Genomic DNA, 25,693 nt, shown 5'->3' on the forward strand with positions numbered 1-25,693 from the left:
GCAGCGAACCGACATAAATAAAAACCATTGTTTATAAAAGACTTTTAAAGTTTCCAGAACACAACAAAGAAAAGGAAAATAACAATAATGGTTATCAATTAGATTATTTACAAATCCGCAACTTCAAGATATTTTATTTCCGTAATTTATTTTAACAGTGCGGAATTTATTTATTAATTCTATTAATGTCCTGTTTATCTCAATTTTATTGCGTACACAATCCAGCTTCGATAATGCCATAGCTGATTATCTCGCTATTTTTTGGTATTCTTGGACCAGCGCTAAATTGATCCCGGACATAACTGAACAATGAATGACGGCAAGCAGCAACCTGGTTTTCTCTTCCACGATTACGAGACCTTTGGTACCCATCCGGCGCTGGACAGACCCGCGCAATTTGCGGCTATCCGCACAGATAATGATTTCAACATCATCGGCGAGCCAGAGGTCTTTTATTGCAAACCCGCAGACGACTATCTGCCGCAGCCAGAGGCGGTGTTGATTACGGGTATCACACCGCAGGAAGCACGTGAAAAGGGAGAGAATGAAGCCGCTTTTGCTGCACGCATCCACGCCCTGTTCACCGTGCCGAAAACCTGTATCCTGGGCTATAACAACGTACGCTTCGATGATGAGGTGACGCGCAACATCCTGTATCGCAATTTCTACGATCCCTATGCCTGGAGTTGGCAGAACGATAATTCGCGCTGGGATCTGCTGGATGTGATGCGCGCCTGCTATGCCCTGCGCCCCGAAGGCATTAACTGGCCGGAAAACGACGACGGCTTACCCAGCTTCCGCCTGGAGCATTTGACCAAAGCCAACGGTATTGAGCATGCCAATGCTCACGATGCGATGGCGGACGTATACGCCACGATCGCAATGGCGCAATTAGTGAAGTCGCGCCAGCCTCGTCTGTTTGATTATCTCTACAGCCATCGTAATAAGCACAAGCTGGCCGCGCTGATTGATGTCCCGCAAATGAAGCCGCTGGTCCATGTCTCCGGTATGTTCGGCGCATGGCGCGGCAACACCAGTTGGGTAGCGCCGTTGGCTTGGCATCCGGAAAATCGTAACGCGGTTATTATGGTCGACTTAGCCGGTGATATTTCGTCGCTGCTCGAACTCGACAGCGACGCCCTGCGCGAGCGGCTCTACACGTCTAAAGCGGATCTGGGTGATAACCCGGCCGTACCGGTTAAACTGGTGCACATCAACAAATGCCCGGTACTGGCACAGGCGAATACCCTGCGTCCGGAAGATGCCGACCGTCTTGGCATTAACCGCCAGCATTGTCTGGATAATCTCAAAGTTCTGCGCGAAAATCCGCAGATACGCGACAAAGTGGTCGCGATCTTCGCCGATGCGGAACCCTTTACGCCATCAGAAAACGTGGATGCCCAACTGTACAACGGCTTTTTCAGCGATGCCGACCGTGCGGCGATGAAAATCGTTCTGGAAACCGAACCGCGCAATTTACCGGCGCTGGATATCACCTTTGTCGATAAGCGCATTGAAAAACTGTTGTTTAATTACCGTGCACGTAACTTCCCGGGAACGCTGGACGAAGCCGAACAGCAGCGCTGGCTGGACCATCGCCGCCAGGTATTCACACCGGAGTTTTTGCAAAATTACGCCAATGAATTACAGATGCTGAGTCAGCAATATGCGGATAACAAAGAGAAGTTGATGCTGCTGAAATCACTCTGGCAGTATGCCGAAGAGATTGTATAAGTCCCACGCATAAAAAAACGGAGAACATGTCTCCGTTTTTTTTTAGCTAAATGCGGCTATTACGCGACATCTTCGTCGTACTGCGGCACCGGGTTGCGGAAGCTTTTGGTCACACAAGCCAGGTAAATCAGACCGATACCGGCCCAGATCAGACCCAGAACCATTGAGCTCTCTTCCAGGTTAACCCACAGAGCACCAACGGTCAGCGCACCACACATCGGCAGGAACAGATACTGGAAGTGGTCTTTCAGCGTCTTGTTACGCTTCTCACGGATCCAGAACTGGGAGATCACCGACAGGTTAACGAAGGTAAACGCCACCAGCGCACCAAAGTTAATCAGCGCCGTCGCCATCACCAGGTCGAAGTTGATTGCCAGCAGAGCAATTGCACCAACCAGAATGATGTTCATAGACGGAGTACGCCATTTCGGGTGTACATAGCCGAAGAAACTTTTCGGGAACACGCCATCACGGCCCATCACATACATCAGACGCGCTACGCCGGCATGCGCCGCCATACCGGACGCCAGTACGGTAATGGTAGAGAAAATCAGCGCGCCAACCTGGAAGAACTTACCGGCAACATACAGCATGATTTCCGGCTGTGAAGCGTCTGGATCTTTGAAGCGCGAGATATCCGGGAAGTACAGCTGCAACAGATAGGTGGAGACGATAAAGATCAGGCCACCAATCAGCGCAGTCAGGAAAATCGCACGCGGGATCACGCGCTCAGCGTCTTTGGTTTCTTCTGACAGGTTGCTGATACCGTCAAAACCGGTGAACGAGAAGCACAGGATGGTCGCGCCCGTGATCATCGGGATCACATGTGCATCACCTGACCAGAATGGACGGCTGCTCGCCAGCGTACCGGCACCTTCCCCTTCGAACACGCCATAAACGACCATGCCGAGGATCACTGCAATCAGCACCACCTGCAACAACACGATTACGGTGTTGAAATTCGCAACGGATTTAAGGCTGCGCAGGTTAAAGGCGGTCATAAAGGCCACCAGCGCCACCACGAATATCCATGACGGTATCGACGGCACCAGGGCTTCAAAATAAATTTTTGCCAACAGAATGTTGATCATCGGAGCGAACAGGTAGTCCAGCAGTGATGACCAACCCACCATAAAGCCAACGGTCGGGCTAATGGATTTCTGGGCATAAGTGTAGGCAGAGCCTGCAGACGGATAGCGACGCACCAGTTTACCGTAGCTCAGTGCGGTAAAGAGGATGGCGATCAGTGCAAAGGCGTAAGCTGTCGGGACGTGACCATCGGTCATTCCTGATACGATACCGAATGTATCGAACAGCGTCATCGGCTGCATATAGGCAAGGCCCATCATGACAACCGGAACCAGCGTAAGCGTTTTACGTAATTCCACGCGAGAGGTGTTTGGAGTAGCGTTATGCGACATGGTTATCCCCCATTACGGCGAAAACCGTCGCGTAAGCAAAAAATTGCCCCATTTTTTGTTAATCCTCAGCGACAACAACTGTCGATTTTTAAGTAAGTATCTATCCGGTACGAAGCCCGGCCTCTTTTATGAATGATTGGTTTGATGCAAAAAAATAACCGACGCGTATTAAAACGTCGGTTAATGTCATTTTTTGCAAGCGGCGTATTTTGCACTAAATTGGGGAGAAATAACAAGAGATTGAAGTAGCCACAAAAGAATATTTTTTCTTAACTGATTGATTTGTCAGCAGCCGTTTTCACATACACCCCCGCAATAGCACTATTTGCTAAAATTTCATCCCGCCACCAGGCACTGGCCAACCCGGCGGTCTGTTCATTCCAGCCTATCCATACGGGTTCAAAGACAATTTGTGCGACCACTTTTTTCTCAATCAGTGCGCCGCTCTCCAGAAATCGCTGCGCCAGGTAGCGCGGAATATAACCACATCCCAGACCGCTGATTTGCAGTTCCAGCTTGGTTTTGAAGTCAAAAACGGTAATGGCTTCCTGATCGTCAAGCACCTGGGAACCTGAGACGTTGGCATGCTGCGCATTGTCGCCCACCACAATGGCGCGAAAACGACGAATGGTACGACGATTTAATGGTTCCTGTTCTTGTGCCAGCGGGTGATGCGGCGCAACCACAAACACCTGCTCCAAAACTCCCAGCCGTGCAAAACCAAATTCGCTCGCTGCTGGGGGTTCATGCATGGCGCCAACGATAATATCCGCCCGGCCCTGAGTAAGGGCATCCCAGGAGCCGCCCAGCACGCCATTGATAAATTTCAGGCGCGTCACGCTGTGGTGTTGATAGAAAGATTCGATAAGTGGGGCCAGCAGTGAAAAGGGAAACGTATCATCTACGCCAATAACCAATTCATTCTCCCAGCCTTCGTGAAGTTTAATCGCCTGTTTTTCGAGTTCACGGACGGTGTGCAGCACCTCCCGCCCCTTTTCCAGCAGCATCTGCCCGGTGCGGGTGAACTTAGCCCGGTGTCCGCTGCGATCGAGTAGCTGAATATTAAGATCGCTTTCCAGCTTATGGACGGTGTAGCTAAGTGCAGACGGCGTCTTAAACAATTTTGCCGACGCCGCCGCGAAACTGCCCTCTTTTTCTAATGCATCGAGGATGATAAGAACGTCCAGCAGTGGTTTCATACTCGCCCCCTGGCGGTATACAGCGGCACTCTGCTGGCTTGTCACTCCATCGGCATCACCAGCGGATCAGGATACTGGTACTCAAACCCAAGCTCATTACAAATACGGTTGCCATCAATGACTTTACCTTTACCGTTATCCGTTCCACCGCGAAATTCCGGCGGCTCCATCCCCAACTGGCGGGCCATCTGCGGATAGAACACGTTACGCGCCGGATGCATAGGCGCACATATATTATAGATGTGTCCCCCTTTAGGCGCTTGCAGCAGTAACGTGATGGCAGAAACCACATCGTCCAGATGCACCAGATTGACGCCATGATGTCCGTCTGGTGCCGTCTTGCCAGCGAAGAAGCGACCGGGATGCCTTCCCGGGCCGACCAACCCGGCCAGACGCAAAATATCCACCGACGTGCCTGGCAAATTGTGCAACCAGTCTTCAAGTTCTTTCAGAACACGACCACTTGCCGTGACCGGATTACGCGCCGCCCCCTCTTTCACTGTGCCTTGAACGTCACCATAGACTGACGTCGAACTGGTAAAAATAATTCGTGGGATGCGGTACGCCAGCGCGCTGTCGACCAGTTCCTGCATTGCCTGCAGGTAAAATGCTTCCCCAGGACCGCTACGGCGTGCAGGCAGCGTAATAACCAGCGCATCGGCGTCCATCAGTGCATCGAGATCGTCAGCCTCACAGACCAGTTCAGGTTCCAGGCGCAGCGAGTAGCTCTCGATACCGCTCATGCGGGCCGCTTCCACCCCATCCAATGTGGTTTTGCTGCCGGTAACCTGCCAGCCTCTCGCCGCCAGCGACATGGCTAACGGCATGCCTAACCAACCTAACCCGACAATTGCGACCTTTTTCATGCCTTCTCTCCTGACTTTTGGCCTATAACGCAAGGCTACGCCAGCCCACGGTGGCTGACAATTCATAGTATCAATATGAAATGAATTAATGATCAAAAAAAGCCCTTGCTTTCCGTAGCTAAAGTGGTTTAGGTTAAAAGACATCAAATGAATAAACATTCATCGAGAAAATTTATGACACGCGCTCAATTCAAACACCATCATCACCATCATCCTGACTAGTCTTTCAGGCGATGTGTGCTGGGAGACATTTAAATCTTCCAGCGGTGCATGAGCGTATGAGAAAGCCCCCGGAAGATTTCTTCCGGGGGCTTTTTTTTGTGCGTGACCCAAACTGATTCAGACAGGATAACGAGGAATAAAGAATGTTAGACAACACCCGTTTACGCATAGCTATGCAGAAATCAGGCCGTTTAAGCGATGATTCACGCGAATTGCTGGCCCGTTGCGGCATTAAAATTAATCTTCACACCCAGCGCCTGATTGCGATGGCGGAGAACATGCCGATCGATATTCTGCGCGTGCGTGATGACGATATCCCAGGTCTGGTGATGGACGGCGTCGTTGACCTCGGCATCATCGGGGAGAACGTTCTGGAAGAGGAACTGCTCAACCGCCGGGCCCAGGGTGAAGACCCTCGCTATTTTACCCTGCGCCGTCTGGACTTCGGCGGCTGCCGTCTTTCGCTGGCTACCCCGGTTGATGAAGCCTGGGATGGCCCGGCAGCACTGAACGGTAAACGTATCGCGACCTCTTACCCGCACCTGCTCAAACGCTATCTCGATCAAAAAGGGGTGTCGTTTAAATCCTGTCTGTTAAACGGCTCAGTAGAAGTCGCTCCCCGCGCGGGCCTTGCTGATGCGATTTGCGATCTGGTGTCCACCGGTGCAACGCTTGAAGCCAACGGTCTGCGTGAAGTGGAAGTCATTTACCGCTCTAAAGCCTGTCTGATTCAGCGCGACGGCGAAATGGCCGACGCCAAGCAACAACTGATCGACAAACTGCTGACCCGTATCCAGGGGGTTATTCAGGCACGCGAATCCAAATACATCATGATGCACGCGCCGAGCGAACGTCTGGACGAGGTCATCGCCCTGCTGCCTGGCGCTGAGCGCCCTACCATTCTGCCACTGGCGGGCGACCAGCAGCGTGTTGCCATGCACATGGTCAGCAGCGAAACCCTGTTCTGGGAAACAATGGAAAAACTGAAAGCGCTCGGTGCCAGCTCAATTCTGGTACTGCCGATTGAGAAGATGATGGAGTAACGACCATGAGCTTCAATACCCTGATTGACTGGAATAGCTGTAGCCCCGAGCAGCAGCGCGAACTGCTGATGCGCCCGGCGATTTCCGCCTCTGACAGCATCAGCCGTACGGTGGCCGAAATTCTTGAGAACGTCAAAAATAACGGCGATCGGGCGCTGCGTGAATACAGCGCGAAGTTTGATAAAACCGAGGTCGGCGCGCTGCGCGTCACCGAGGAAGAAATCCAGCAAGCCAGCAGTCGCCTGAGCGACGAACTGAAACAAGCTATGCAGGCGGCGGTGCGTAATATTGATACTTTCCACACCGCGCAGATCCTGCCGCCGGTGGATATCGAAACCCAGCCGGGCGTACGTTGCCAGCAGGTTACCCGCCCTATCGCTTCCGTGGGCCTGTATATTCCTGGAGGTTCGGCACCGCTGTTCTCTACCGTATTAATGCTGGCGACCCCGGCGCGCATCGCCGGCTGCAAAAAAGTGGTGCTGTGCTCACCGCCGCCGATTGCCGATGAAATCCTCTACGCCGCGCAGTTGTGTGGTGTAAAAGAGGTATTTAACGTAGGCGGCGCACAGGCCATTGCCGCGCTGGCGCTGGGCACCGAATCTATTCCTAAGGTCGATAAAATCTTCGGGCCGGGCAATGCGTATGTGACCGAAGCCAAACGCCAGGTCAGCCAGCGTCTTGACGGCGCGGCCATCGACATGCCTGCTGGCCCGTCCGAAGTGCTGGTTATCGCCGACAGCGGTGCGACGCCGGACTTTGTTGCCTCTGACCTGCTTTCTCAGGCAGAACACGGCCCCGACTCGCAGGTTATCCTTCTGACGCCAGACGCTACGCTTGCCGAAGGCGTTGCCAAAGCCGTTGAGCGCCAGCTTGCTGAGCTTTCCCGCGCAGAGACCGCCCGCCAGGCTCTCAGTGCCAGTCGGCTGATTATCGCCAAAGATCTGGCGCAGTGCGTGGCCATTTCTAACGCCTACGGTCCGGAACACCTGATTATTCAGACCCGCAACGCGCGTGAACTGGTTGATGAGATCACCAGCGCCGGTTCGGTGTTCCTCGGCGACTGGTCGCCGGAATCCGCAGGCGACTATGCTTCTGGCACCAACCACGTTCTTCCGACCTACGGCTATACCGCGACCTGCTCAAGCCTTGGGCTGGCTGATTTCCAGAAACGGATGACCGTACAGGAGTTAACCCCACAAGGTTTCTCTGCCCTGGCCTCAACCATTGAAACACTGGCGGCCGCTGAACGACTGACTGCCCACAAAAATGCCGTCACCCTGCGCGTTAACGCCCTGAAGGAGCAAGCATGAGCACTGACAACTTTCTCAGCGTCACTGATTTAGCCCGTAAGAATGTTCGCGAGTTAACGCCCTATCTGTCTGCCCGTCGTCTCGGCGGTAATGGCGATGTCTGGCTCAACGCGAATGAATACCCCACTGCCGTGGAGTTCCAGCTCAGTCAGCAAACGCTGAACCGCTACCCGGAATGCCAGCCGAAAGCGGTGATTGAGAATTACGCGCAGTATGCTGGCGTCAAACCGGAGCAGGTGCTGGTCAGCCGCGGCGCAGATGAAGGGATCGAACTGCTGGTGCGCGCGTTTTGTGAACCCGGTAAAGATGCCATTCTCTACTGCCCGCCGACTTACGGCATGTACAGCGTCAGTGCCGAAACGATTGGCGTCGAATGCCGCACCGTTCCGACCCTTGATAACTGGCAACTGGATTTGCAAGGCATCGCGGACAAGCTTGATGGTGTGAAGGTGGTCTACGTATGCAGCCCTAATAACCCAACCGGCCAGCTGATTAACCCGCAGGATCTGCGTTCACTGCTCGAAATGGCACAGGGTAAAGCTATTGTGGTCGCTGATGAAGCCTATATTGAGTTTTGCCCGCAGGCCACGCTGGCGGGCTGGCTGTCTGAGTATCCGCATCTGGTGATATTACGCACGTTGTCCAAAGCGTTTGCGCTCGCTGGTTTACGCTGCGGGTTTACGCTGGCGAATGAAGAGGTTATCAATCTGCTGTTAAAGGTGATTGCCCCTTACCCACTCTCTACGCCGGTGGCAGATATCGCCGCCCAGGCGCTGACGCCGCAAGGGATTTCCGCCATGCGTAAACGCGTAGAGCAGATCCTGGAAGAGCGTCAGTATCTGGTAGGTAACCTGAAAACAATTCGCTGTGTAGAACAGGTTTTCGATTCGGAAACCAACTATGTTCTGGCGCGCTTTACCGCATCAAGCAGCGTATTTAAATCTTTGTGGGATCAGGGCATTATCTTACGAGATCAGAATAAACAACCTTCGTTAAGCGGATGCCTGCGAATTACTGTCGGAACCCGTGAAGAGAGCCAGCGCGTCATTGACGCCTTACGTGCGGAGCAAGTATGAGCCAGAAGTATCTTTTTATTGATCGTGATGGAACCCTGATTTCCGAACCGCCAAGTGACTTTCAGGTCGATCGCTTTGACAAACTCGCCTTCGAGCCGGAAGTTGTTCCCGTTTTGCTGAAACTGCAAAAAGCAGGTTTTAAGCTGGTTATGATCACTAACCAGGATGGACTCGGAACCCAGAGTTTCCCGCAGGCTGATTTTGACGGTCCGCATAACCTGATGATGCAAATTTTCACCTCTCAGGGCGTGACATTTGATGAGGTACTGATCTGCCCGCACCTGCCAGCGGACGAGTGCGATTGCCGTAAGCCAAAAGTGAAGCTGGTTGAACAGTATCTGGTTGAACAGGCCATGGATATGGCGAACAGCTACGTCATTGGCGACCGGGCGACCGATATTCAGCTCGCGGAAAACATGGGCATTAGCGGATTGCGTTACCATCGCGACACCCTGAACTGGGCGATGATCGGCGAGCAACTGACCAAACGTGACCGCTACGCACACGTTGAGCGTAATACTAAAGAAACGCAGATTGACGTCAAAGTCTGGCTGGACCGCGAAGGCCGCAGCAAAATTAATACCGGCGTTGGCTTCTTTGACCACATGCTGGATCAAATCGCCACCCACGGCGGTTTTCGCATGGAGATAGCCGTCAAGGGCGATCTGTATATAGACGATCACCACACCGTTGAAGATACCGGTCTGGCGCTGGGCGAAGCCTTAAAGCTGGCATTAGGCGATAAACGCGGCATCAACCGTTTTGGTTTTGTACTGCCGATGGACGAGTGCCTGGCGCGTTGCGCGCTGGATATTTCCGGGCGTCCACACCTGGAGTACCGCGCGGAGTTTACCTACCAGCGCGTTGGCGATTTGAGCACGGAGATGATCGAACACTTCTTCCGTTCACTCTCTTACACTATGGGCGTCACCCTGCACCTGAAAACCAAAGGCAAAAATGACCACCACCGTGTGGAAAGCCTGTTTAAAGCCTTTGGCCGTACGCTGCGTCAGGCGATCCGCGTAGAAGGCGACACGCTCCCCTCCTCAAAAGGGGTGCTGTAATGGACGTGGTGATTCTGGACACCGGTTGCGCCAACCTGCACTCGGTAAAATCCGCCGTCTCGCGCCACGGATACGACCCGGTTGTCAGCCGCGATCCAGACGTAGTGCTGCGCGCCGATAAACTGTTTCTGCCGGGCGTAGGCACCGCGCAGGCGGCGATGGACCAGTTGCACGAGCGCGAACTGATTGAACTGATTAAAGCCTGTACGCAACCGGTACTGGGGATCTGTTTAGGTATGCAACTGCTGGGCCGTCGCAGCGAAGAGAGTAACGGCGTCTCCCTGCTGGGCATTATTGAGCAGGACGTCCCGAAGATGACCGATTTCGGTCTGCCGCTGCCGCATATGGGCTGGAATCGCGTCTATCCGCAGGCGGGAAATCGTCTGTTCCAGGGCATTGAAGATGGCGCCTATTTCTACTTTGTACACAGCTACGCTATGCCGATAAACCCGTGGACCATCGCCCAGTGCAATTACGGCGAACCGTTTACCGCGGCAGTACAAAAAGACAATTTCTTTGGTGTGCAGTTCCACCCGGAGCGCTCGGGCGCGGCTGGGGCGCAGTTGCTGAAAAACTTTCTGGAGATGTAATGATTATTCCGGCATTAGATTTAATCGACGGCACGGTGGTGCGTCTTCATCAGGGCGATTACGCTAAGCAACGTGATTACGGTAACGATCCTCTCCCCCGTTTGCAGGATTACGCCGCTCAGGGCGCAGAGGTACTGCACCTGGTAGATTTAACCGGCGCGAAAGATCCGGCGCAGCGGCAAATCCCGCTGATCAAAACGCTGGTCGCTGGCGTCAATGTTCCGGTACAGGTTGGCGGCGGCGTACGTACGGAAGCGGACGTGGCGGCGCTTCTTGACGCAGGTGTGGCGCGCGTGGTGGTGGGTTCGACAGCGGTAAAATCCCCCGAGATAGTCAAAAGCTGGTTTGCTCGTTTTGGTGCCGACGCGCTGGTGCTGGCGCTGGACGTTCGTATTGACGATCACGGTAATAAACAGGTTGCGGTCAGCGGCTGGCAGGAAGATTCCGGGGTTTCACTGGAAGAACTGGTTGAGACCTATTTACCCGTCGGCCTGAAGCACGTGCTGTGCACCGATATCTCCCGCGACGGCACGCTGGCCGGCTCAAACGTCGCGCTGTATGAAGAAGTGTGCGCCAAATACCCGCAGGTCGCGTTTCAGTCATCTGGCGGCATTGGCGGAATCGAGGACGTAGCGGCCCTGCGCGGGACCGGAGTTCGCGGAGTGATCGTCGGACGAGCCCTGCTGGAAGGAAAGTTCACCGTTGAGGAGGCCATTCAATGCTGGCAAAACGCATAATTCCTTGTCTGGACGTTCGTAACGGGCAGGTGGTAAAAGGCGTCCAGTTCCGTAATCACGAGATTATTGGTGACATCGTCCCGCTGGCAAAACGCTATGCCGATGAAGGCGCAGATGAACTGGTGTTCTACGATATCACCGCTTCCAGCGATGGACGCGTAGTGGATAAAAGCTGGGTATCGCGCGTGGCGGAAGTGATCGATATTCCATTCTGTGTTGCCGGTGGCATTAAATCCATCGACGATGCGGCACGTATCCTCTCTTTCGGGGCGGATAAAATCTCCATCAACTCCCCGGCGCTGGCCGAACCGGAACTTATCACCCGTCTGGCGGATCGCTTTGGCGTGCAGTGCATCGTGGTGGGCATTGATACCTGGTATGACGCGGACACCGGCAAATATCACGTTAATCAGTATACCGGGGATGAAAGCCGTACCCGCGTCACGCAGTGGGAAACACTGGATTGGGTGCAGGAAGTCCAAAAACGCGGCGCGGGCGAAATCGTCCTGAACATGATGAATCAGGACGGCGTACGTAACGGTTATGACCTGGAGCAACTGAAAAAAGTGCGTGACGTTTGCCACGTACCACTGATTGCCTCCGGCGGTGCGGGCACCATGGAACACTTCCTGGAAGCTTTCCGGGATGCCGACGTTGACGGCGCGCTTGCCGCCTCCGTCTTCCACAAGCAAATTATCAATATTGGCGAATTAAAAGCGTACCTGGCAACACAGGGCGTGGAGATCAGGATATGTTAACGAAGCAACAATGCCGCGAGCTGGACTGGGAAAAAACCGACGGACTGATGCCAGTCATCGTGCAGCATGCGGTTTCCGGTGAAGTATTGATGCTGGGTTATATGAACCCGGAGGCGTTGGATAAAACGCTCGAAAACGGCAAAGTGACCTTTTTCTCGCGGACCAAACAGCGCCTGTGGACCAAAGGAGAAACCTCCGGTCACTTCCTGAATGTGGTGAGCATTGCGCCTGACTGCGACAACGACACTCTGCTGGTGCTGGTTAACCCGATTGGCCCAACCTGCCATAAAGGCACCTCAAGCTGCTTTGGCGACACTAACCACCAGTGGCTGTTCCTGTATCAGCTTGAGCAACTGTTAGCCGAACGTAAAACCGCTGACCCGGCCAGCTCCTACACTGCGAAGCTGTATGCCAGCGGCACTAAACGCATCGCGCAGAAAGTGGGTGAAGAAGGCGTAGAAACCGCCCTGGCCGCGACGGTGAACGACCGTTTTGAGCTGACAAATGAAGCCTCTGATCTCATGTATCACCTGCTGGTGCTGCTGCAAGACCAGGACCTCGACCTGACGACGGTGATTGAGAATTTACGTAAGCGTCATCAGTAAGTTGCAGATATGAAAAAACCGGGCGCTGCCCGGTTTTTTGTTGTCAGGTTCAAACTTACTCAGCTTTGGCTTTGTAACCACGCAGAGCATTTCGCCCCAGCACCACACCGGCACCAATCATCCCACCAAGCAGAACCGCCAGCACGAGGGTAATCGCTTTTTTCGGACTGTCACGACGAATCGGTAACGTTGGTTTCATCACATAACGGTAGGCGTGTAACTCACTCCCTTCAAGCTTAAGATTTTCGATATCCAACAGCTTTTGTTTGGTCTGAAAGTAGTTATCAGACAATATCAAAGGGCGTGTAGATTCGTGCTCAATCATGGACTTCAGGGCATCACTACCCAACAGGAACATACTGTCCTGCGTCACATCCTGCGTCTGCTGAATTTGCGGCTTAGTCACCCCGGCCTGCTCTGCATAACGCAGCGCTTCCTGAATTTGCTTAATTCGCAGATCTTTTTGCTCCTGAGCGACTACTTCCTGTGTTTTCAGAGAGTCTTGCAACGTGGTGGTTTGCAACTTGATATTATCTATCAGGTCAAGCCCCAGCTCTTTAGCAACTTTTTCATCTGTTTGTTGAATATATTCAGCAAGCTGACGCTGGGCGTCTTCTGGTGAGCTACCCACATAAGAAACCGCCAACGGCAGCGGTTGACCTTTAACAGACTGTTCAATTGACAGTTTCTGTGGTTCTTCCTGATTATCAAGCGTTTCAGCCAATGCAGAGAAAGAGGTACTGAAACGACCAACCACGTTTGTCTGCAGCTCAGTAACCTTGGGGGCGCTGGCACCATACAACACATTGAGGGCGTTGTTATAGGTGGCTATCTGACCCACATCCGGTTGAGTAATAATGGCTGTTGAGGTCCATTTCTCCTTAGCAACTGCCAGATAGCCCACAGCAAGCACTATGGCAATAACAATCGCGATAACGATTGTTACTTTCCCACGCCATAACTGTACCAGTAAATCAATCAAATCAATCTGTTCCGGATCGTGACTGCGCCCGGACATGTTGTTATCACTTACAGACATAGAAACCCTAGATAAGGAAAGACTTAAACTGGAATCAGTTTAGCTATAAATTGAGGCAATGCCATAGGATTAATGATAAAAAAATCAAATTGTTTCAGGGATTTTGATTGGTATTTCAATCACTACTGAAAAACGATACGATTAAACATAAGTGGATTGATGTAGACAGCAATGGACCGTAGAAACGGGCACGCCTACAGTCAGCATTGCACCCTATCGCGTCGACAATATCAGCAATAGCTAACCAGTTGAGCTAATAGCCTGTATCCAGGCTTTGGAAGATGGCTGAGTATTGAAGCGACAAAAAAAGCTACCATTACAGCCAGGTAATGTACTGGAAACCAACGCAGACACTAAAGCACTGTAGCGATGTTATTGTTTTTACGCCTGAAACAACAGTTAAAGTTGTGGTTAAGAACTTTGTTAACTGGCGCCGTGATTGCTACAAAGTTTAATCACTGACCTGATTAAAACAAAAAGGCCTTTTATAAGGCCTTTTTATGGAGATGAGATTAATCACTACCAAACAAATCGCGGGTATATACTTTATCGGCGACATCAGCTAATTCTGACACCATGCGGTTGGAAATAATAATATCTGCTTCATTTTTGAACGCATTAAGATCACGCACTACCCGAGAGTGGAAAAACTCATCCTCTACCATGACGGGTTCATAAATAATAACAGATACCCCCTTGGCTTTAATACGCTTCATAATGCCCTGAATAGATGATGCCCGGAAATTATCGGAACCGCTTTTCATAATTAAACGGTATACGCCAACTACTTTAGGTTGACGGGCAAGAATAGAGTCTGCGATAAAGTCTTTGCGCGTCCGGTTTGCATCAACGATTGCACCAATAATGTTATTTGGCACAGATGCATAATTCGCCAACAGCTGCTTAGTATCTTTCGGCAGGCAGTAGCCACCATAGCCGAATGACGGGTTATTGTAGTGATTACCGATACGGGGATCCAGACACACGCCTTCAATAATCTGCCGTGAGTTCAGACCAAGGCTTTCGGCATAGCTGTCCAGTTCGTTAAAGTAGGCCACACGTAAGGCCAGATAGGTGTTAGCGAACAACTTGATGGCTTCGGCTTCAGTCGAGTCGGTAAATAAGGTCGGGATATCCTTCTTCACCGCTCCTTCCTGCAGCAACCAGGCAAAGCGCTCGGCACGTTCGGAACGTTCACCAATAACGATACGAGATGGGTGCAGGTTGTCGTATAGAGCTTTACCCTCACGCAGGAATTCAGGGGAGAAGATGATATTATCTGAGCTATATTTTTGACGCATTGATTGAGTAAAACCGACAGGAACTGTCGATTTTATTATCATTAAGGCATCTGGATTTATTTCAATAACATCCTGTATGACTGACTCGACACTGCTAGTATCAAAGTAATTAGTTTTAGGATCGTAGTCTGTTGGGGTTGCAATAATGACAAACTCTGCACTCTGATAAGCGTAATATTTATCTAGTGTAGCCTCGAATTTTATATCTTTTGATTGCAGATACTGTTCAATTTCTTGATCAACTATCGGAGACATCCGATTATTTAGCATCTCGACACGTGAGGGAACAATGTCCAGAGCAATGACCTTATGATGTTGGGCGATAAGAAGGCTATTTGACAGACCAACATACCCAGTACCAGAAATGGCGATTTTCATTTCATGCTCTCAGTATTATCTTAATATTTAATCATGATGCCGTACATCTTGATAAGAGGATAATGTTTTAACTTTTTTTTGAATATCAAGTCAACGAAGGCCAAAACAATTAAGATTTTCTTTATCAGAGTACGCCAGGAATATTAAGAAAAGATTAAGCAATCAACTTAAATCAATAGAATTCGAGATAAAAAAAAGCCCGGTCAAAAAAACCGGGCTAGTGCACGTCAGAAGACTTACTCCATCCATTCGGTGTGGAATACACCTTCTTTATCTGTGCGTTTATACGTGTGCGCACCGAAATAGTCACGCTGGGCCTGGATCAGGTTAGCCGGAAGTACCGCAGAACGGTAGCTGTCGTAGTAGGCTACCGCTGCAGAGAAGGTCGGTACCGGAATGCCGTTCTGCACAGCATAAGCCACTACATCACGCAGCGCTTGCTGATATTCGTCAGCGATATTTTTAAAGTACGGAGCCAGCAGCAGGTTTGCGATACCTTTATTTTCAGCATAAGCGTCAGTGATTTTCTGCAGGAACTGCGCGCGAATGATGCAGCCCGCGCGGAAGATCTTCGCGATTTCACCGTAGTTCAGATCCCAGTTGTATTCGTCAGACGCAGCGCGCAGTTGAGAGAAGCCCTGCGCGTAGGAAACGATTTTACCCAAGTACAGCGCGCGACGAACTTTCTCAACAAACTCTGCTTTATCACCAGCCAGTTTAGCCTGCGGACCAGACAGCACTTTAGATGCCGCAACGCGCTGGTCTTTCAGAGAAGAGATGTAGCGAGCGAATACGGATTCGGTGATCAGCGACAGCGGTTCACCCAGATCCAGAGAGCTCTGACTGGTCCATTTACCGGTGCCTTTGTTCGCCGCTTCGTCCAGGATCACATCCACCAGGTATTTACCCTCTTCATCTTTTTTGGTGAAGATGTCTTTGGTGATGTCAATCAGGTAGCTACTTAGCTCGCCTTCATTCCACTCGGTAAAAGTGGTTGCCAGCTCTTCGTTAGACAGATTAAGGCCGCCTTTAAGCAGAGAATAGGCTTCAGCAATCAGCTGCATATCGCCATATTCGATACCGTTGTGCACCATCTTCACGTAATGACCCGCACCGTCAGCGCCGATATAAGTTACACATGGTTCGCCATCTTCAGCAACCGCAGCAATCTTGGTCAGGATAGGCGCAACCAGCTCATACGCTTCTTTCTGGCCGCCAGGCATGATAGATGGGCCTTTCAGGGCACCTTCTTCACCACCGGAAACGCCGGTGCCGATGAAGTTAAAGCCTTCAGCAGACAGTTCACGGTTACGACGGATAGTGTCCTGGAAGAAAGTGTTACCGCCATCAATGATGATGTCACCTTTGTCCAGGTACGGCTTCAGGGAATCAATAGCAGCATCAGTGCCAGCACCCGCTTTCACCATTAACAGGATACGACGTGGGGTTTCAAGAGACTCGACGAACTCTTTCACCGTGTAATAAGGAACCAGTTTCTTACCCGGGTTCTCGGCAACAACTTCTTCAGTTTTCTCGCGAGAGCGGTTGAAGATTGAGACGGTATAACCACGGCTTTCGATGTTGAGCGCCAGGTTGCGCCCCATCACAGCCATACCGACGACGCCGATCTGTTGCTTGGACATTACATACTCCTGTCAGGTGTGGTCACCGCGCAGCATGTGCGCGGCTTAAAATGTGGTATAGATGTTAACTCATGTTTAGCTTGGGCAGATAGCGGAAGATGCGTTCAAACAGGCATCACACGAACGATTTTGCAAAAGAAGGGTCGAATGGTCCTTCTTTCACTTCCATCATAAGCGCGCGCGGAGACAGGCATTCAACACTGTGTATATCTCCTGGAGAAAACTCCACAATACTAATTCCGGTATTCTCTCCTGCAACAAATTGCTTTATAACTTCGCCATTTTTACTATGCAAACAAACCTGCAGTTGCCCCTGCAAAACAATGAACATTTCCCACTGATGAGGTAGTTCGTGATAATGTGGTTCCACATAGCTGCCCTTGACTAATGCAATGAGTAACCGCTGTACCTTTTCTTGATGCGATTCATGCATCAAAAGATGGGAGCGCAAACGTTCTGATTGCTCGGCTTGATCGTATAATTCGTCAATTTGGTTATTATCAACTAACCGCATTGTATGCCTCCAGTCTCATTTCTATCGTCTGCGCTGCAGACTCAACAGAGAATTCCGCTTTCAACAACATATTTGCGCCTAAACCAAGTTGGCGGCGAACATTAACATCATTCAGCATTAACAGCGCAGATTGGCATAGTTTATCATCCTCACCATTGACATGTATTAATCCAGCGTTATTTTGATTGACGATATCAAGCAAATCATTTCCAGCATTCACGCTACCTAAAATAGGCAGAGACTGAACCATATAACCCAGCAACTTACCGGGGAAATTATGGGAGGAGTGTTTAGCGGAAAGAGAAAACAAGCCTATATCCATTTCTGATAAAATGAATTTAAATTCATCCTGATTAACCGAGGCCAAATAGGTAAAATTCGTCAATGCCCACTCAGCAGCCAAGGAATTAATTAATTCAACTTCATCACCCTGGCCAATAAAAAGGAAATGAGCCTGCGGATATGCCGCCATATTTCTCACAAGGCGCATCAAGTTTGCCATATCCTGTGCATGACCGATGTTTCCACCATAGAAGAAAATGATTTTATCTTCAAGGCCAAGTCGCTTACGCAGTGGTATATAATCCTTGGGTAAGACCGTTGGTGTTAGGGATGCCCAATTACGAAGAACTTCGCACGGATAGCCCTTATTTGTCATCCGAAAAACCTCAAGATTCTTATCAGACATAAGTCCAATACGGTTAGCCTGACGATAAGATATTCTTTCAAAAAGACGAAAATAGCGTTCTATGGGGGAACCTGCATTAAGCATCCCTGCATCAATTACCCATTGGGGAAACATATCTCTTAAAATAAGATAGGCTGGACATTGGCAACGAGACTTTATTTTTTTAACTAAATACCCCCAGAATATAGAAGGTGAGTAATAAACCACCCCATCAAAGGTCTCTTTATTTACCCGATTTTTGATGGCTTTCCACGCGCGATAAGACAAAAGTGTTTCATTGATCGCTCGCCGAATTTTACTTACATCCTTGAGCGGTCCACTTTTAAAACGCCATGTTTTGACCCCCTGAAAGGTATCAAAAGAAATATCTTCTTGCATGCCCGTATCAGGAGTAATTACCGTAACATCGTGCCCACGATGAATAAATTCTTGAGCCAGGTCATGGAACATTTTTGCACCAACACGAGTACTGTTGGGAAGGTAATCATCTATGATTAAAGCAAGTTTCATCAATATTCTTTCCAGACAACTCTCTTAACATAATCCGTGTAAGAGTGAACAATTCTAACAACTTTATCCGATACATTCGGCATGCTGTAATCACTAACCTGACGTAAAAGACGGACTTTGCCACGCGGTTGTGTTGCCAGAATGTCCAGCGCCTGTAATACGCGCTCACACTCCAACCCCACCATCATGACGGATGCTTCTTCAAAGCCCTCCGGACGCTCGTGCGCTTCCCGAATGTTTATCGCAGGGAAATTCATGATGGATGACTCTTCAGTGATAGTGCCGCTATCTGAAAGCACAGCACGTGAGTTTTTCTGCAAGTGGTTATAATCATGAAAACCCAGTGGTTTCAGTAGATTTATATTTGGATGAAATTCAATTCCTTGTTCATTGATTCGGTTACGTGTCCGTGGATGTGTGGAAACAATTACTGGAAGATTATATTTTTCAGCAATAGTGTTTAGAATGTTCGCAAGTTTTACGAGCTGTTTAGGAGAATCAACATTCTCTTCACGATGCGCACTGACAACAAAGAATTCACCAGACCGTAGATTCAAACGCGAGAGTACATCTGAATCATCAATTTGGGGCATATAATATGAAAGTACCTCAAACATGGGGCTACCAGTTTTTATGATCCGATCAGCAGGGATACCTTCAGCTAAGAGATATTCACGAGCAATATCACTGTAGGTCATATTGATATCAGCCGTATGGTCAACAATACGCCTGTTGGTTTCTTCAGGCACGCGTTGATCGAAACAACGGTTACCTGCTTCCATATGAAAAATAGGCACTTTACGACGTTTGGCCGGAATGGCAGAAATACATGAATTAGTATCTCCCAACACCAGCATTGCTTCAGGTTTTTCGATTTCTAATACTTCATCTACCTTAATAATAACCTGGCCAATAGTTTCCGCCGCATTTTTACCCGCTGCATTTAAAAAATAATCAGGTTTTCGAACACCCAAGTCATTAAAAAATACTTCATTTAATTCGTAATCATAATTTTGACCAGTATGGACAAGAATATGATCGCAGTGTTCATCAAGCTTAGCAAGAACTCTCGACAAACGGATAATCTCAGGGCGGGTCCCAACAACAGACATAACTTTTAATTTTTTCATTATAGAGGTCTCGCAATAGTATCAGGCTCATCACGGTTGAAAATTTCATTTGCCCAGAGCATGACTATTAATTCATCAGTTCCAATATTTGTAATGTCATGTGTCCAACCAGGGACTGTTTCAACAATCTTAAACTCATCAGATGAAACTTTCAGTTCATATCGCTCACCGGTAATCACATGTTCAAATTTAAAGCATGCCTGACCTCGAATGACCAAGAATTTCTCATTTTTACTGTGATGGTAGTGTCCGCCACGCGTAATACCTGGGTGAGCAGTAAAAAATGAAAACTGCCCCGCTGTAGGCGTTTTCAGCATCTCACAAAAGACTCCGCGAGCATCCCCATAAGAAGGTACCTTGTACGCAAATTTCTCTGCTGGTAGATAACTCAGCCATGTAGAATACAATGCACGGGTAAATCCCGTCCCGACAGCTTCTGTGGTAAGGGTGGAACGGCTATTTTTGAAGCTATAAATTAATTCTGCAACTTCACCAACTGTAGTTGAATAAATTGGCGCAACAACTTTATATCCGCTTTCAACCGTCCCAGAGAGAAGAGCTATCGCATCAGTACAAACATCATCAATATAAACCAGATTGACTGGCGCTGATGCATCATTGATAGTAATGTCAATATCATTGGCAATGTTATGGCAAAAAGTCGCTACAAAAGAATTATAGTTTGGCTGGCACCATTTACCAAAAACGTTTGGATATCTGAAAATATAATATGGAGAACCACTAATAGCGGCATACTTTTCGATATGTCTTTCAGCTATAGCTTTGCTTAATCCATAAGCATTATCAAGTTCTGCTTGTATCGAAGAACTTAGCATAATTGGTGTATTCTTTTCAATAGAAAGGAGATACTCAACTATGTACTTAGTTAAATCACTATTTCCAGAAATAAATTCATCATCAGTCTTAGGTCTATTGATACCAGCTAAGTGATAAATAAAATCAGCATCCTGTAAACCGCGTTCAAGATCTTGATTTGTTGAATCTCGATCAATTCTGATGAGATTCTTATAACCGAGTTCCTCAAGCCTCAAACATAAATTACGACCAATAAAACCATTTGCACCAGTAATCAATATTCTCATATCATGAATCCAGGTCATATTGTTCACCAGCACGAAGCGCTCGAATGAAGGCCAATTTGAGCAAGAGAGCTTTCATGCCTTCAATGTCCAACCTTTGAGTATTATGAGAGTTATAATCTTCAACCTCAGATATGCGGCTATCACCTTGTTCTACATACTTTCCATAATTAAGGTCACGAAGATCTGGTGGAACGCGGTAATAATCTCCCATATCTACAGCAGCGATCATTTCTTCTCGACTAAGCAGAGCTTCAAATAATTTCTCACCATGACGTGTACCAATAATATTTACTGGATGATTCGCAACATTTAGTAAATCCTTTAAAGCAATTGCTAATGTTTCGATAGTTGCAGCAGGAGCTTTTTGTACAAAGATATCGCCATTATTACCATGTTCGAATGCATAAAGAACTAAATCTACTGCATCCTCAAGAGTCATCATAAAACGGGTCATATTAGGGTCAGTAATTGTAAGTGGCTTTCCGGCTTTAATAAGATCAACAAATAATGGAATCACTGAACCGCGAGATGCCATAACATTCCCATAACGGGTACCACATATTACTGTTTTGTTGCGATCAACATTACGGGATTTCGCAACCATAACCTTTTCCATCATAGCTTTTGAAATACCCATTGCGTTGATCGGGTATACAGCTTTATCAGTACTTAGACATACAACCCTTTTCACTTCATTCGCTATAGCTGCTTCAAGAACATTTTCCGTACCAAGGACATTAGTTTTAACAGCCTCCATAGGATGAAATTCACATGATGGAACCTGCTTAAGTGCTGCTGCATGATATATAAAATCAACACCACGAGTCGCATTCAAAATACTACGGTAATCTCTGACATCACCAATATAAAACTTCAACTTTTGATTATTATATTTTTTCCGCATATCATCTTGTTTCTTTTCATCGCGAGAAAAAATCCGAATTTCTTTTATATCTGTGGAAAGAAAACGATTCAATACAGCATTACCAAAAGACCCGGTACCACCAGTAATCAATAGTATTTTATCTTTAAACATCGTAAACCCTTATTAATAATTTTTTATTAAACCATTACAAATCATATCTTTCTGTTCAGGTGTAGGATAGCTTATCAATACCGCTCTATACTTCCCTTTAAATACAAAAAGACTACCAGCCGCTGCCCCAACGATGCCACATTGGTCAATCAATTCGGAAAGATGTTCATAACTACCCGCCCCACCGAGAAATGTAACAGGAACGTTTATTTGAGATTTGATAGTCGAGGAATATGTCACATCATATCCCCCCATAACACCATCATTATCTATAAAATTGATGACAATTTCACCCGCACCCAAAGCAGCCATTTCTTGTGCAAACGAGATAGGATCGATTTTATGCGTCCTGGTGTTATTCCTAGTCGAAAGCTCATATCCTTTTGAGAAAAGACCTTTTCGTTTGATAACATCCAGCACAACAACAACACTTTGTTTACCAACTGCTTCTGCTAACTCTCTGACAAGATTTGGATTTTCAACGGCAGCTGCACTTATTGATACCTTTTCAACACCAAGAGAGATAATTTTTGCAGCCTGTGCTGCACTGGTTACCCCTCCTCCATAGCACAAAGGCATACGACATTCCGCTGCGAGTTTTTTTATTAAATCATAATTAGGTTCTAACCCCATGGACGTCGCATCAATATCAAGGACCATCAATTCATCAGCTTCTTTCTCATTGAAAATTTTGACGGCGTTAATTGGATCACCTACATACTTCGGGGATTTAAAATTAACTGTTTTGACTAAGCCAGAATCGTGGATAAGTAAACAGGGTATGATTCTTGGTCTAAGCATGTTATTAGATCTCTGCGAAATTTTTTAATAGTTTACAACCTGACGAATGGCTTTTCTCTGGATGACATTGAATACCATATATGTTGTTCCTACCAATAATACAATGAAAATCATGGCCATATTCGGCAGTTGCTAATACATCACCTGCATCATCACATTCGTAATAGAATGAGTGTAAAAAATAAAAAGAAGGTTCTTCTTCAAAACCTTTCAGCAATGATGCATTTACTTTCTTAATTAGATTATTCCACCCCATGTGCGGCATAGGGAGGTTTTTTGACAAGATATTGCTGCTGAATGCTCGAACTGTACCTGGAATCCATCCTAAACCAGGCATGCTCCCCTCCTCACTAGAGGTCGCAAGCATCTGCATACCTACACAAATACCAATAATTGGAATCTTTTCCTCAAAAATACGCTTTTCAATACTATCTCGTAAACCTGAGTTATTAAAAAGAGTCATGGCCTGGTCAAAAGCGCCAACTCCAGGTAGTATTAAATGCGTAGCACTTTTAATATCATCGACGGAACGAGCAACATCTGCATTAATGCCTAGTCGCTTATATACATTTAGGAATGCTTGTATATTTCCAATACCATAATCAATAATTTTGATCATCTGAAATACCGTTTTTCCAATCCAAGTGTACGTAGAACATTTGCACCTAAACCAATCAACCAACGTTTATTTTTATAATCTTTGTAGGTTTTTTTGGGCATAGTAAATAGCTCTTGCAACTCTTCAACACTAATACCAAGTTTATGAGCAACATACTCAAACTCTTGCTCAAGAAAATGTTCATCCATTTCTGGTTTTGAAAGCCTCTCAAGAGCTTGTTCTCGAGTCATCTGGCCTGTCATAATTAAGCTTGAGAAATGAGCTCTCCGTTTCTCATAACCAAATCTACGCGGCAGCCAATAATCTTCATAGAAGCGAGTGAAACGGGACTCATGATGTTTATGCTGGAAGGTTTGCCAGCCAAATTTTTCACTAAGTTCATTTTCAGCATCCTTCTTATTGAAAGGAACTAAATTCAATGGATGGTGCACTTTCATACCAAGAATTTTCTGGTAAAAGAGCTTATAGACCAATATATCCACCAAGGGGAATGTATTTAATGGCCGTGTTCCAAACTGTCTGTGGATATCATTAAATAATAGAGTATCAATACCTAAATACCCTCCCCATTCTTCTGGTTCACGACAACACTCAGTAGAGAAATTTGAACCAGTAATAACATGTTTAATTTTATGTTGTCTAGCAAACTTATATAAAGATGAAAAGAACGAAGCGTCCTGAACTAAATCTTGATCTGGAATTCCTGATTTCAGGAAAGATAGTTGAAGATCCTTCATTTCCTCCCAGTTTACCACCTCTGTATAAAGATCTAACCCAAGTCCTTCAATAAGTTTTTCAATATTACCAACTGCCTGATCTGTATTCCAGCCAGCATCAACATGGAATAATAACGGGCGAAGCCCCATCTTTTCTTTTGCAATATATGCAGCATATGAGCTATCTAGTCCCCCTGAAAGGCCTATAATACAATCAAAATCATTACCTTTAGCATCTTCCTTTATTTCTGCAGCAAGATTCTTAAGGCCATCTCCATTGACTACCCCAAAATTCCAATTTGGCAATATGTTATTCTTGAAATTATTGCAATAATCGCACTCTCCTCTTTCATCAAAGACTATATTAGGATCAGATGTATCCATAATACAGCTGCTACAAATTTTATAATTTTGACTCTTCATATTTACCCCAATTTAAAATAACTTTCGCAACAATTTCATCAACTTCATCTGAGTGTACTACATGTAGCCCATGAAATAAAACCGGTATTCCCTTTTCTTCATATTGATAAGCAAGAGTTGATGGATATGAAATTACTATATCTACATCAGGAAAAAATCTATCATCTGTAATAAAATTGAAGTTAAAATTTCTGACTTCTAAGGAGGCTCTTGCCTTAGGATGTTCTTTATAATAAATAGTACAGTTATTAATTTTTCTATTTATTTGAGAACAAATCCTCAGTTGCTCTTTCTCACACAATGAGTGTCCAATGAAAAGCAATGTTAGCTGACTAGATGTCACCTGAGACAGAGATAATTCAGGTTTGCTATATTCCACTTCTATAATTTCAGTTAAACTTGGATCTAATATTTTGTCAGAGAAAAACTTATACTCTAGTTCATCGAATACTACTATTTTACCTACATGCTTCAATTTATATGGTATTTGAAAAGCCAAGTAGGCATTTGAATCAAGTGCTTTTAAAGAACCATGCTGCACAAGAGTATATCGGTTCTTTTTTTTGCCAGATATAACATCAATCAGTACCGCCCAGCGATCATAGTGTTCGCTACTTACAATTTCTCCTTGTATCTTATTCAGTGCTATTGCTACAAGAAACCATGATGGGGCAGTGTATATTTGAAGGACCCATTTAAGATGATTGACAGACTTAAAAAAATATAAAAACGTAGATATACTAAGTAACATGCTTTTGAAAATTTCATAATATGAAACAACTTCATATAATGAAATGACTGTATAATGTTTAATTCATTTTCAGTTGATTTATTTTTCTTGAAATAAGTAATGACTTGTTCCGTCCCTATTTCTGAGAATGAAAAGTAGTAGAAGCCATTTTTGTTAGTTAGGTAGCGTTTTTTTGTTTTTATTTTCCCACATACTGCAATTATAAATTTTAATATTGGATAAAGTATAAAACCACCCAATATAAAAAAAATCATAAGTAAAATATACACCGCCCACAACTTATAGATGGAATATACCCACTTGCTGATACGAGGCATCGCTGGCATTCTATTTTTCATGCCAGCAATTAATAGTTCATCAATGGAGATTTCATTTTCAGTTGCCAACATATAGCAGTGTAGATATTCTTTATAAGA

At 47.0% G+C, this 25,693-nt stretch carries 25 protein-coding genes, 2 pseudogenes and 1 other annotated feature; of the genes and pseudogenes, 11 read left to right on the plus strand and 16 right to left on the minus strand.

Annotated elements, in window-relative coordinates; genetic code table 11:
* The first annotated feature begins 309 nt into the window (after nt 1-309).
* Nucleotides 310-1,734: an exodeoxyribonuclease I gene (sbcB, locus tag BZK41_RS26205; protein ID WP_079940106.1), complete on the plus strand. Its 1,425-nt coding sequence runs from the start codon at nt 310-312 to the stop codon at nt 1,732-1,734.
* Between the two features lie 59 nt (nt 1,735-1,793).
* On the opposite strand, the gene plaP is transcribed toward sbcB, so the two are convergent.
* The 4 genes and pseudogenes from plaP to BZK41_RS26220 form a co-directional block, all read right to left on the minus strand.
* The gene (plaP, locus tag BZK41_RS26210) at nt 1,794-3,155 is read right to left on the minus strand and encodes a putrescine/proton symporter PlaP (RefSeq protein WP_003834188.1); all 1,362 of its coding nucleotides are present in this window, start codon (nt 3,153-3,155) and stop codon (nt 1,794-1,796) included.
* On the minus strand, nt 3,145-3,207 hold the full coding sequence (yoeI, locus tag BZK41_RS27810) for a membrane protein YoeI (protein WP_099045591.1): 63 nt from the start codon (nt 3,205-3,207) through the stop codon (nt 3,145-3,147). The genes plaP and yoeI overlap by 11 nt, the downstream gene beginning before the upstream one ends.
* Nucleotides 3,208-3,369: 162 nt before the next feature.
* A pseudogene (locus tag BZK41_RS26215) lies at nt 3,370-4,354 on the minus strand (LysR family transcriptional regulator).
* A gap of 41 nt (nt 4,355-4,395) precedes the next feature.
* Entirely contained in the window at nt 4,396-5,220 is an 825-nt protein-coding gene (locus BZK41_RS26220; protein WP_079940107.1) for an SDR family oxidoreductase, read from the minus strand.
* Between the two features lie 174 nt (nt 5,221-5,394).
* Here BZK41_RS26220 and hisL point away from each other — a divergent pair, with 174 nt between their 5' ends.
* The 9 genes from hisL (at nt 5,395) to hisIE (ending at nt 12,625) form a co-directional block, all read left to right on the plus strand.
* Nucleotides 5,395-5,442 carry a his operon leader peptide gene (hisL, locus tag BZK41_RS27185; RefSeq protein WP_100250077.1) on the plus strand — a complete coding sequence of 16 codons (48 nt, stop codon included), beginning with the start codon at nt 5,395-5,397 and terminating at the stop codon, nt 5,440-5,442.
* Nucleotides 5,418-5,540: a sequence feature (His leader region), on the plus strand. (Overlaps the previous gene by 25 nt.)
* 45 nt (nt 5,541-5,585) lie before the next feature.
* The gene (gene hisG / locus BZK41_RS26225) at nt 5,586-6,485 is read left to right on the plus strand and encodes an ATP phosphoribosyltransferase (protein ID WP_003030161.1); all 900 of its coding nucleotides are present in this window, start codon (nt 5,586-5,588) and stop codon (nt 6,483-6,485) included.
* A gap of 5 nt (nt 6,486-6,490) precedes the next feature.
* Nucleotides 6,491-7,795 (plus strand): histidinol dehydrogenase, encoded by a 1,305-nt coding sequence (hisD, locus tag BZK41_RS26230; RefSeq protein WP_079940108.1) that lies wholly within the window; start codon nt 6,491-6,493, stop codon nt 7,793-7,795.
* The gene (hisC, locus tag BZK41_RS26235; RefSeq protein ID WP_079940109.1) at nt 7,792-8,871 is read left to right on the plus strand and encodes a histidinol-phosphate transaminase; all 1,080 of its coding nucleotides are present in this window, start codon (nt 7,792-7,794) and stop codon (nt 8,869-8,871) included. The genes hisD and hisC overlap by 4 nt, the downstream gene beginning before the upstream one ends.
* Nucleotides 8,868-9,935 (plus strand): bifunctional histidinol-phosphatase/imidazoleglycerol-phosphate dehydratase HisB, encoded by a 1,068-nt coding sequence (gene hisB, locus BZK41_RS26240; RefSeq protein ID WP_000080054.1) that lies wholly within the window; start codon nt 8,868-8,870, stop codon nt 9,933-9,935. Before hisC ends, hisB begins: the two co-directional genes overlap by 4 nt.
* Complete coding sequence (gene hisH, locus BZK41_RS26245; RefSeq protein ID WP_079940110.1) at nt 9,935-10,525, plus strand: imidazole glycerol phosphate synthase subunit HisH; 591 nt, start codon at nt 9,935-9,937, stop codon at nt 10,523-10,525. Before hisB ends, hisH (BZK41_RS26245) begins: the two co-directional genes overlap by 1 nt.
* Entirely contained in the window at nt 10,525-11,262 is a 738-nt protein-coding gene (gene hisA, locus BZK41_RS26250; RefSeq protein ID WP_079940111.1) for a 1-(5-phosphoribosyl)-5-[(5-phosphoribosylamino)methylideneamino]imidazole-4-carboxamide isomerase, read from the plus strand. Before hisH (BZK41_RS26245) ends, hisA begins: the two co-directional genes overlap by 1 nt.
* The gene (hisF, locus tag BZK41_RS26255) at nt 11,244-12,020 is read left to right on the plus strand and encodes an imidazole glycerol phosphate synthase subunit HisF (RefSeq protein WP_079940112.1); all 777 of its coding nucleotides are present in this window, start codon (nt 11,244-11,246) and stop codon (nt 12,018-12,020) included. Before hisA ends, hisF begins: the two co-directional genes overlap by 19 nt.
* Entirely contained in the window at nt 12,014-12,625 is a 612-nt protein-coding gene (gene hisIE / locus BZK41_RS26260) for a bifunctional phosphoribosyl-AMP cyclohydrolase/phosphoribosyl-ATP diphosphatase HisIE (protein ID WP_079940113.1), read from the plus strand. The genes hisF and hisIE overlap by 7 nt, the downstream gene beginning before the upstream one ends.
* Nucleotides 12,626-12,680: 55 nt before the next feature.
* Here hisIE and wzzB read toward each other — a convergent pair whose 3' ends face one another.
* On the minus strand, nt 12,681-13,664 hold the full coding sequence (wzzB, locus tag BZK41_RS26265; RefSeq protein ID WP_079940114.1) for an LPS O-antigen chain length determinant protein WzzB: 984 nt from the start codon (nt 13,662-13,664) through the stop codon (nt 12,681-12,683).
* A gap of 172 nt (nt 13,665-13,836) precedes the next feature.
* Here wzzB and BZK41_RS27660 point away from each other — a divergent pair.
* A pseudogene (locus BZK41_RS27660) lies at nt 13,837-14,119 on the plus strand (protein CapI); the annotation flags it as partial.
* Between the two features lie 57 nt (nt 14,120-14,176).
* Here the strand turns inward: BZK41_RS27660 and ugd are convergent.
* From ugd to BZK41_RS27190, 11 genes are all read right to left on the minus strand, one after another.
* Entirely contained in the window at nt 14,177-15,343 is a 1,167-nt protein-coding gene (gene ugd, locus BZK41_RS26275; RefSeq protein ID WP_079940115.1) for a UDP-glucose 6-dehydrogenase, read from the minus strand.
* 236 nt (nt 15,344-15,579) lie between these two features.
* Entirely contained in the window at nt 15,580-16,986 is a 1,407-nt protein-coding gene (gene gndA, locus BZK41_RS26280) for an NADP-dependent phosphogluconate dehydrogenase (RefSeq protein WP_063940469.1), read from the minus strand.
* 115 nt (nt 16,987-17,101) lie between these two features.
* Nucleotides 17,102-17,500: a WbuC family cupin fold metalloprotein gene (locus BZK41_RS26285; protein WP_048235069.1), complete on the minus strand. Its 399-nt coding sequence runs from the start codon at nt 17,498-17,500 to the stop codon at nt 17,102-17,104.
* The gene (locus BZK41_RS26290; RefSeq protein WP_079940116.1) at nt 17,487-18,698 is read right to left on the minus strand and encodes a glycosyltransferase family 4 protein; all 1,212 of its coding nucleotides are present in this window, start codon (nt 18,696-18,698) and stop codon (nt 17,487-17,489) included. The genes BZK41_RS26285 and BZK41_RS26290 overlap by 14 nt, the downstream gene beginning before the upstream one ends.
* Nucleotides 18,698-19,828 carry a UDP-N-acetylglucosamine 2-epimerase (non-hydrolyzing) gene (gene wecB, locus BZK41_RS26295; RefSeq protein ID WP_048235066.1) on the minus strand — a complete coding sequence of 377 codons (1,131 nt, stop codon included), beginning with the start codon at nt 19,826-19,828 and terminating at the stop codon, nt 18,698-18,700. The genes BZK41_RS26290 and wecB overlap by 1 nt, the downstream gene beginning before the upstream one ends.
* Complete coding sequence (locus BZK41_RS26300) at nt 19,828-20,931, minus strand: capsular polysaccharide biosynthesis protein CapF (RefSeq protein ID WP_079940117.1); 1,104 nt, start codon at nt 20,929-20,931, stop codon at nt 19,828-19,830. Before BZK41_RS26300 ends, wecB begins: the two co-directional genes overlap by 1 nt.
* Before the next feature lies 1 nt (nt 20,932).
* Entirely contained in the window at nt 20,933-21,967 is a 1,035-nt protein-coding gene (gene fnlA / locus BZK41_RS26305; protein WP_048235062.1) for a UDP-N-acetylglucosamine 4,6-dehydratase/5-epimerase, read from the minus strand.
* A gap of 12 nt (nt 21,968-21,979) precedes the next feature.
* The gene (locus BZK41_RS26310) at nt 21,980-22,768 is read right to left on the minus strand and encodes an AglZ/HisF2 family acetamidino modification protein (RefSeq protein WP_079940118.1); all 789 of its coding nucleotides are present in this window, start codon (nt 22,766-22,768) and stop codon (nt 21,980-21,982) included.
* 4 nt (nt 22,769-22,772) lie between these two features.
* Entirely contained in the window at nt 22,773-23,387 is a 615-nt protein-coding gene (gene hisH / locus BZK41_RS26315; RefSeq protein ID WP_079940119.1) for an imidazole glycerol phosphate synthase subunit HisH, read from the minus strand.
* On the minus strand, nt 23,384-24,526 hold the full coding sequence (locus BZK41_RS26320; protein ID WP_079940120.1) for an N-acetyl sugar amidotransferase: 1,143 nt from the start codon (nt 24,524-24,526) through the stop codon (nt 23,384-23,386). The genes hisH (BZK41_RS26315) and BZK41_RS26320 overlap by 4 nt, the downstream gene beginning before the upstream one ends.
* On the minus strand, nt 24,507-25,277 hold the full coding sequence (locus tag BZK41_RS27190; protein WP_139762674.1) for a hypothetical protein: 771 nt from the start codon (nt 25,275-25,277) through the stop codon (nt 24,507-24,509). Before BZK41_RS27190 ends, BZK41_RS26320 begins: the two co-directional genes overlap by 20 nt.
* Nucleotides 25,278-25,693: the final 416 nt, after the last annotated feature.

The organism is Citrobacter sp. A316 (genome assembly GCF_002042945.1).
Lineage (GTDB): Bacteria > Pseudomonadota > Gammaproteobacteria > Enterobacterales > Enterobacteriaceae > Citrobacter > Citrobacter portucalensis.

Bases quoted from the DNA above. Each gene is read 5' to 3' on its own strand.
- BZK41_RS26310 (WP_079940118.1), bottom strand. From the start codon at position 22,768: ATGCTTAGACCAAGAATCATACCCTGTTTACTTATCCACGATTCTGGC.
- sbcB (WP_079940106.1), top strand. From the start codon at position 310: ATGAATGACGGCAAGCAGCAACCTGGTTTTCTCTTCCACGATTACGAG.
- hisF (WP_079940112.1), top strand. From the start codon at position 11,244: ATGCTGGCAAAACGCATAATTCCTTGTCTGGACGTTCGTAACGGGCAG.
- hisC (WP_079940109.1), top strand. From the start codon at position 7,792: ATGAGCACTGACAACTTTCTCAGCGTCACTGATTTAGCCCGTAAGAAT.
- fnlA (WP_048235062.1), bottom strand. From the start codon at position 21,967: ATGTTTAAAGATAAAATACTATTGATTACTGGTGGTACCGGGTCTTTT.
- hisB (WP_000080054.1), top strand. From the start codon at position 8,868: ATGAGCCAGAAGTATCTTTTTATTGATCGTGATGGAACCCTGATTTCC.
- hisH (WP_079940110.1), top strand. From the start codon at position 9,935: ATGGACGTGGTGATTCTGGACACCGGTTGCGCCAACCTGCACTCGGTA.
- BZK41_RS26320 (WP_079940120.1), bottom strand. From the start codon at position 24,526: ATGAAGAGTCAAAATTATAAAATTTGTAGCAGCTGTATTATGGATACA.
- hisG (WP_003030161.1), top strand. From the start codon at position 5,586: ATGTTAGACAACACCCGTTTACGCATAGCTATGCAGAAATCAGGCCGT.
- ugd (WP_079940115.1), bottom strand. From the start codon at position 15,343: ATGAAAATCGCCATTTCTGGTACTGGGTATGTTGGTCTGTCAAATAGC.
- hisIE (WP_079940113.1), top strand. From the start codon at position 12,014: ATGTTAACGAAGCAACAATGCCGCGAGCTGGACTGGGAAAAAACCGAC.
- BZK41_RS26285 (WP_048235069.1), bottom strand. From the start codon at position 17,500: ATGCGGTTAGTTGATAATAACCAAATTGACGAATTATACGATCAAGCC.
- BZK41_RS26300 (WP_079940117.1), bottom strand. From the start codon at position 20,931: ATGAGAATATTGATTACTGGTGCAAATGGTTTTATTGGTCGTAATTTA.
- gndA (WP_063940469.1), bottom strand. From the start codon at position 16,986: ATGTCCAAGCAACAGATCGGCGTCGTCGGTATGGCTGTGATGGGGCGC.
- BZK41_RS27190 (WP_139762674.1), bottom strand. From the start codon at position 25,277: ATGTTACTTAGTATATCTACGTTTTTATATTTTTTTAAGTCTGTCAAT.
- hisA (WP_079940111.1), top strand. From the start codon at position 10,525: ATGATTATTCCGGCATTAGATTTAATCGACGGCACGGTGGTGCGTCTT.
- BZK41_RS26220 (WP_079940107.1), bottom strand. From the start codon at position 5,220: ATGAAAAAGGTCGCAATTGTCGGGTTAGGTTGGTTAGGCATGCCGTTA.
- wzzB (WP_079940114.1), bottom strand. From the start codon at position 13,664: ATGTCTGTAAGTGATAACAACATGTCCGGGCGCAGTCACGATCCGGAA.
- hisD (WP_079940108.1), top strand. From the start codon at position 6,491: ATGAGCTTCAATACCCTGATTGACTGGAATAGCTGTAGCCCCGAGCAG.
- plaP (WP_003834188.1), bottom strand. From the start codon at position 3,155: ATGTCGCATAACGCTACTCCAAACACCTCTCGCGTGGAATTACGTAAA.
- BZK41_RS26290 (WP_079940116.1), bottom strand. From the start codon at position 18,698: ATGAAACTTGCTTTAATCATAGATGATTACCTTCCCAACAGTACTCGT.
- wecB (WP_048235066.1), bottom strand. From the start codon at position 19,828: ATGAAAAAATTAAAAGTTATGTCTGTTGTTGGGACCCGCCCTGAGATT.
- hisH (WP_079940119.1), bottom strand. From the start codon at position 23,387: ATGATCAAAATTATTGATTATGGTATTGGAAATATACAAGCATTCCTA.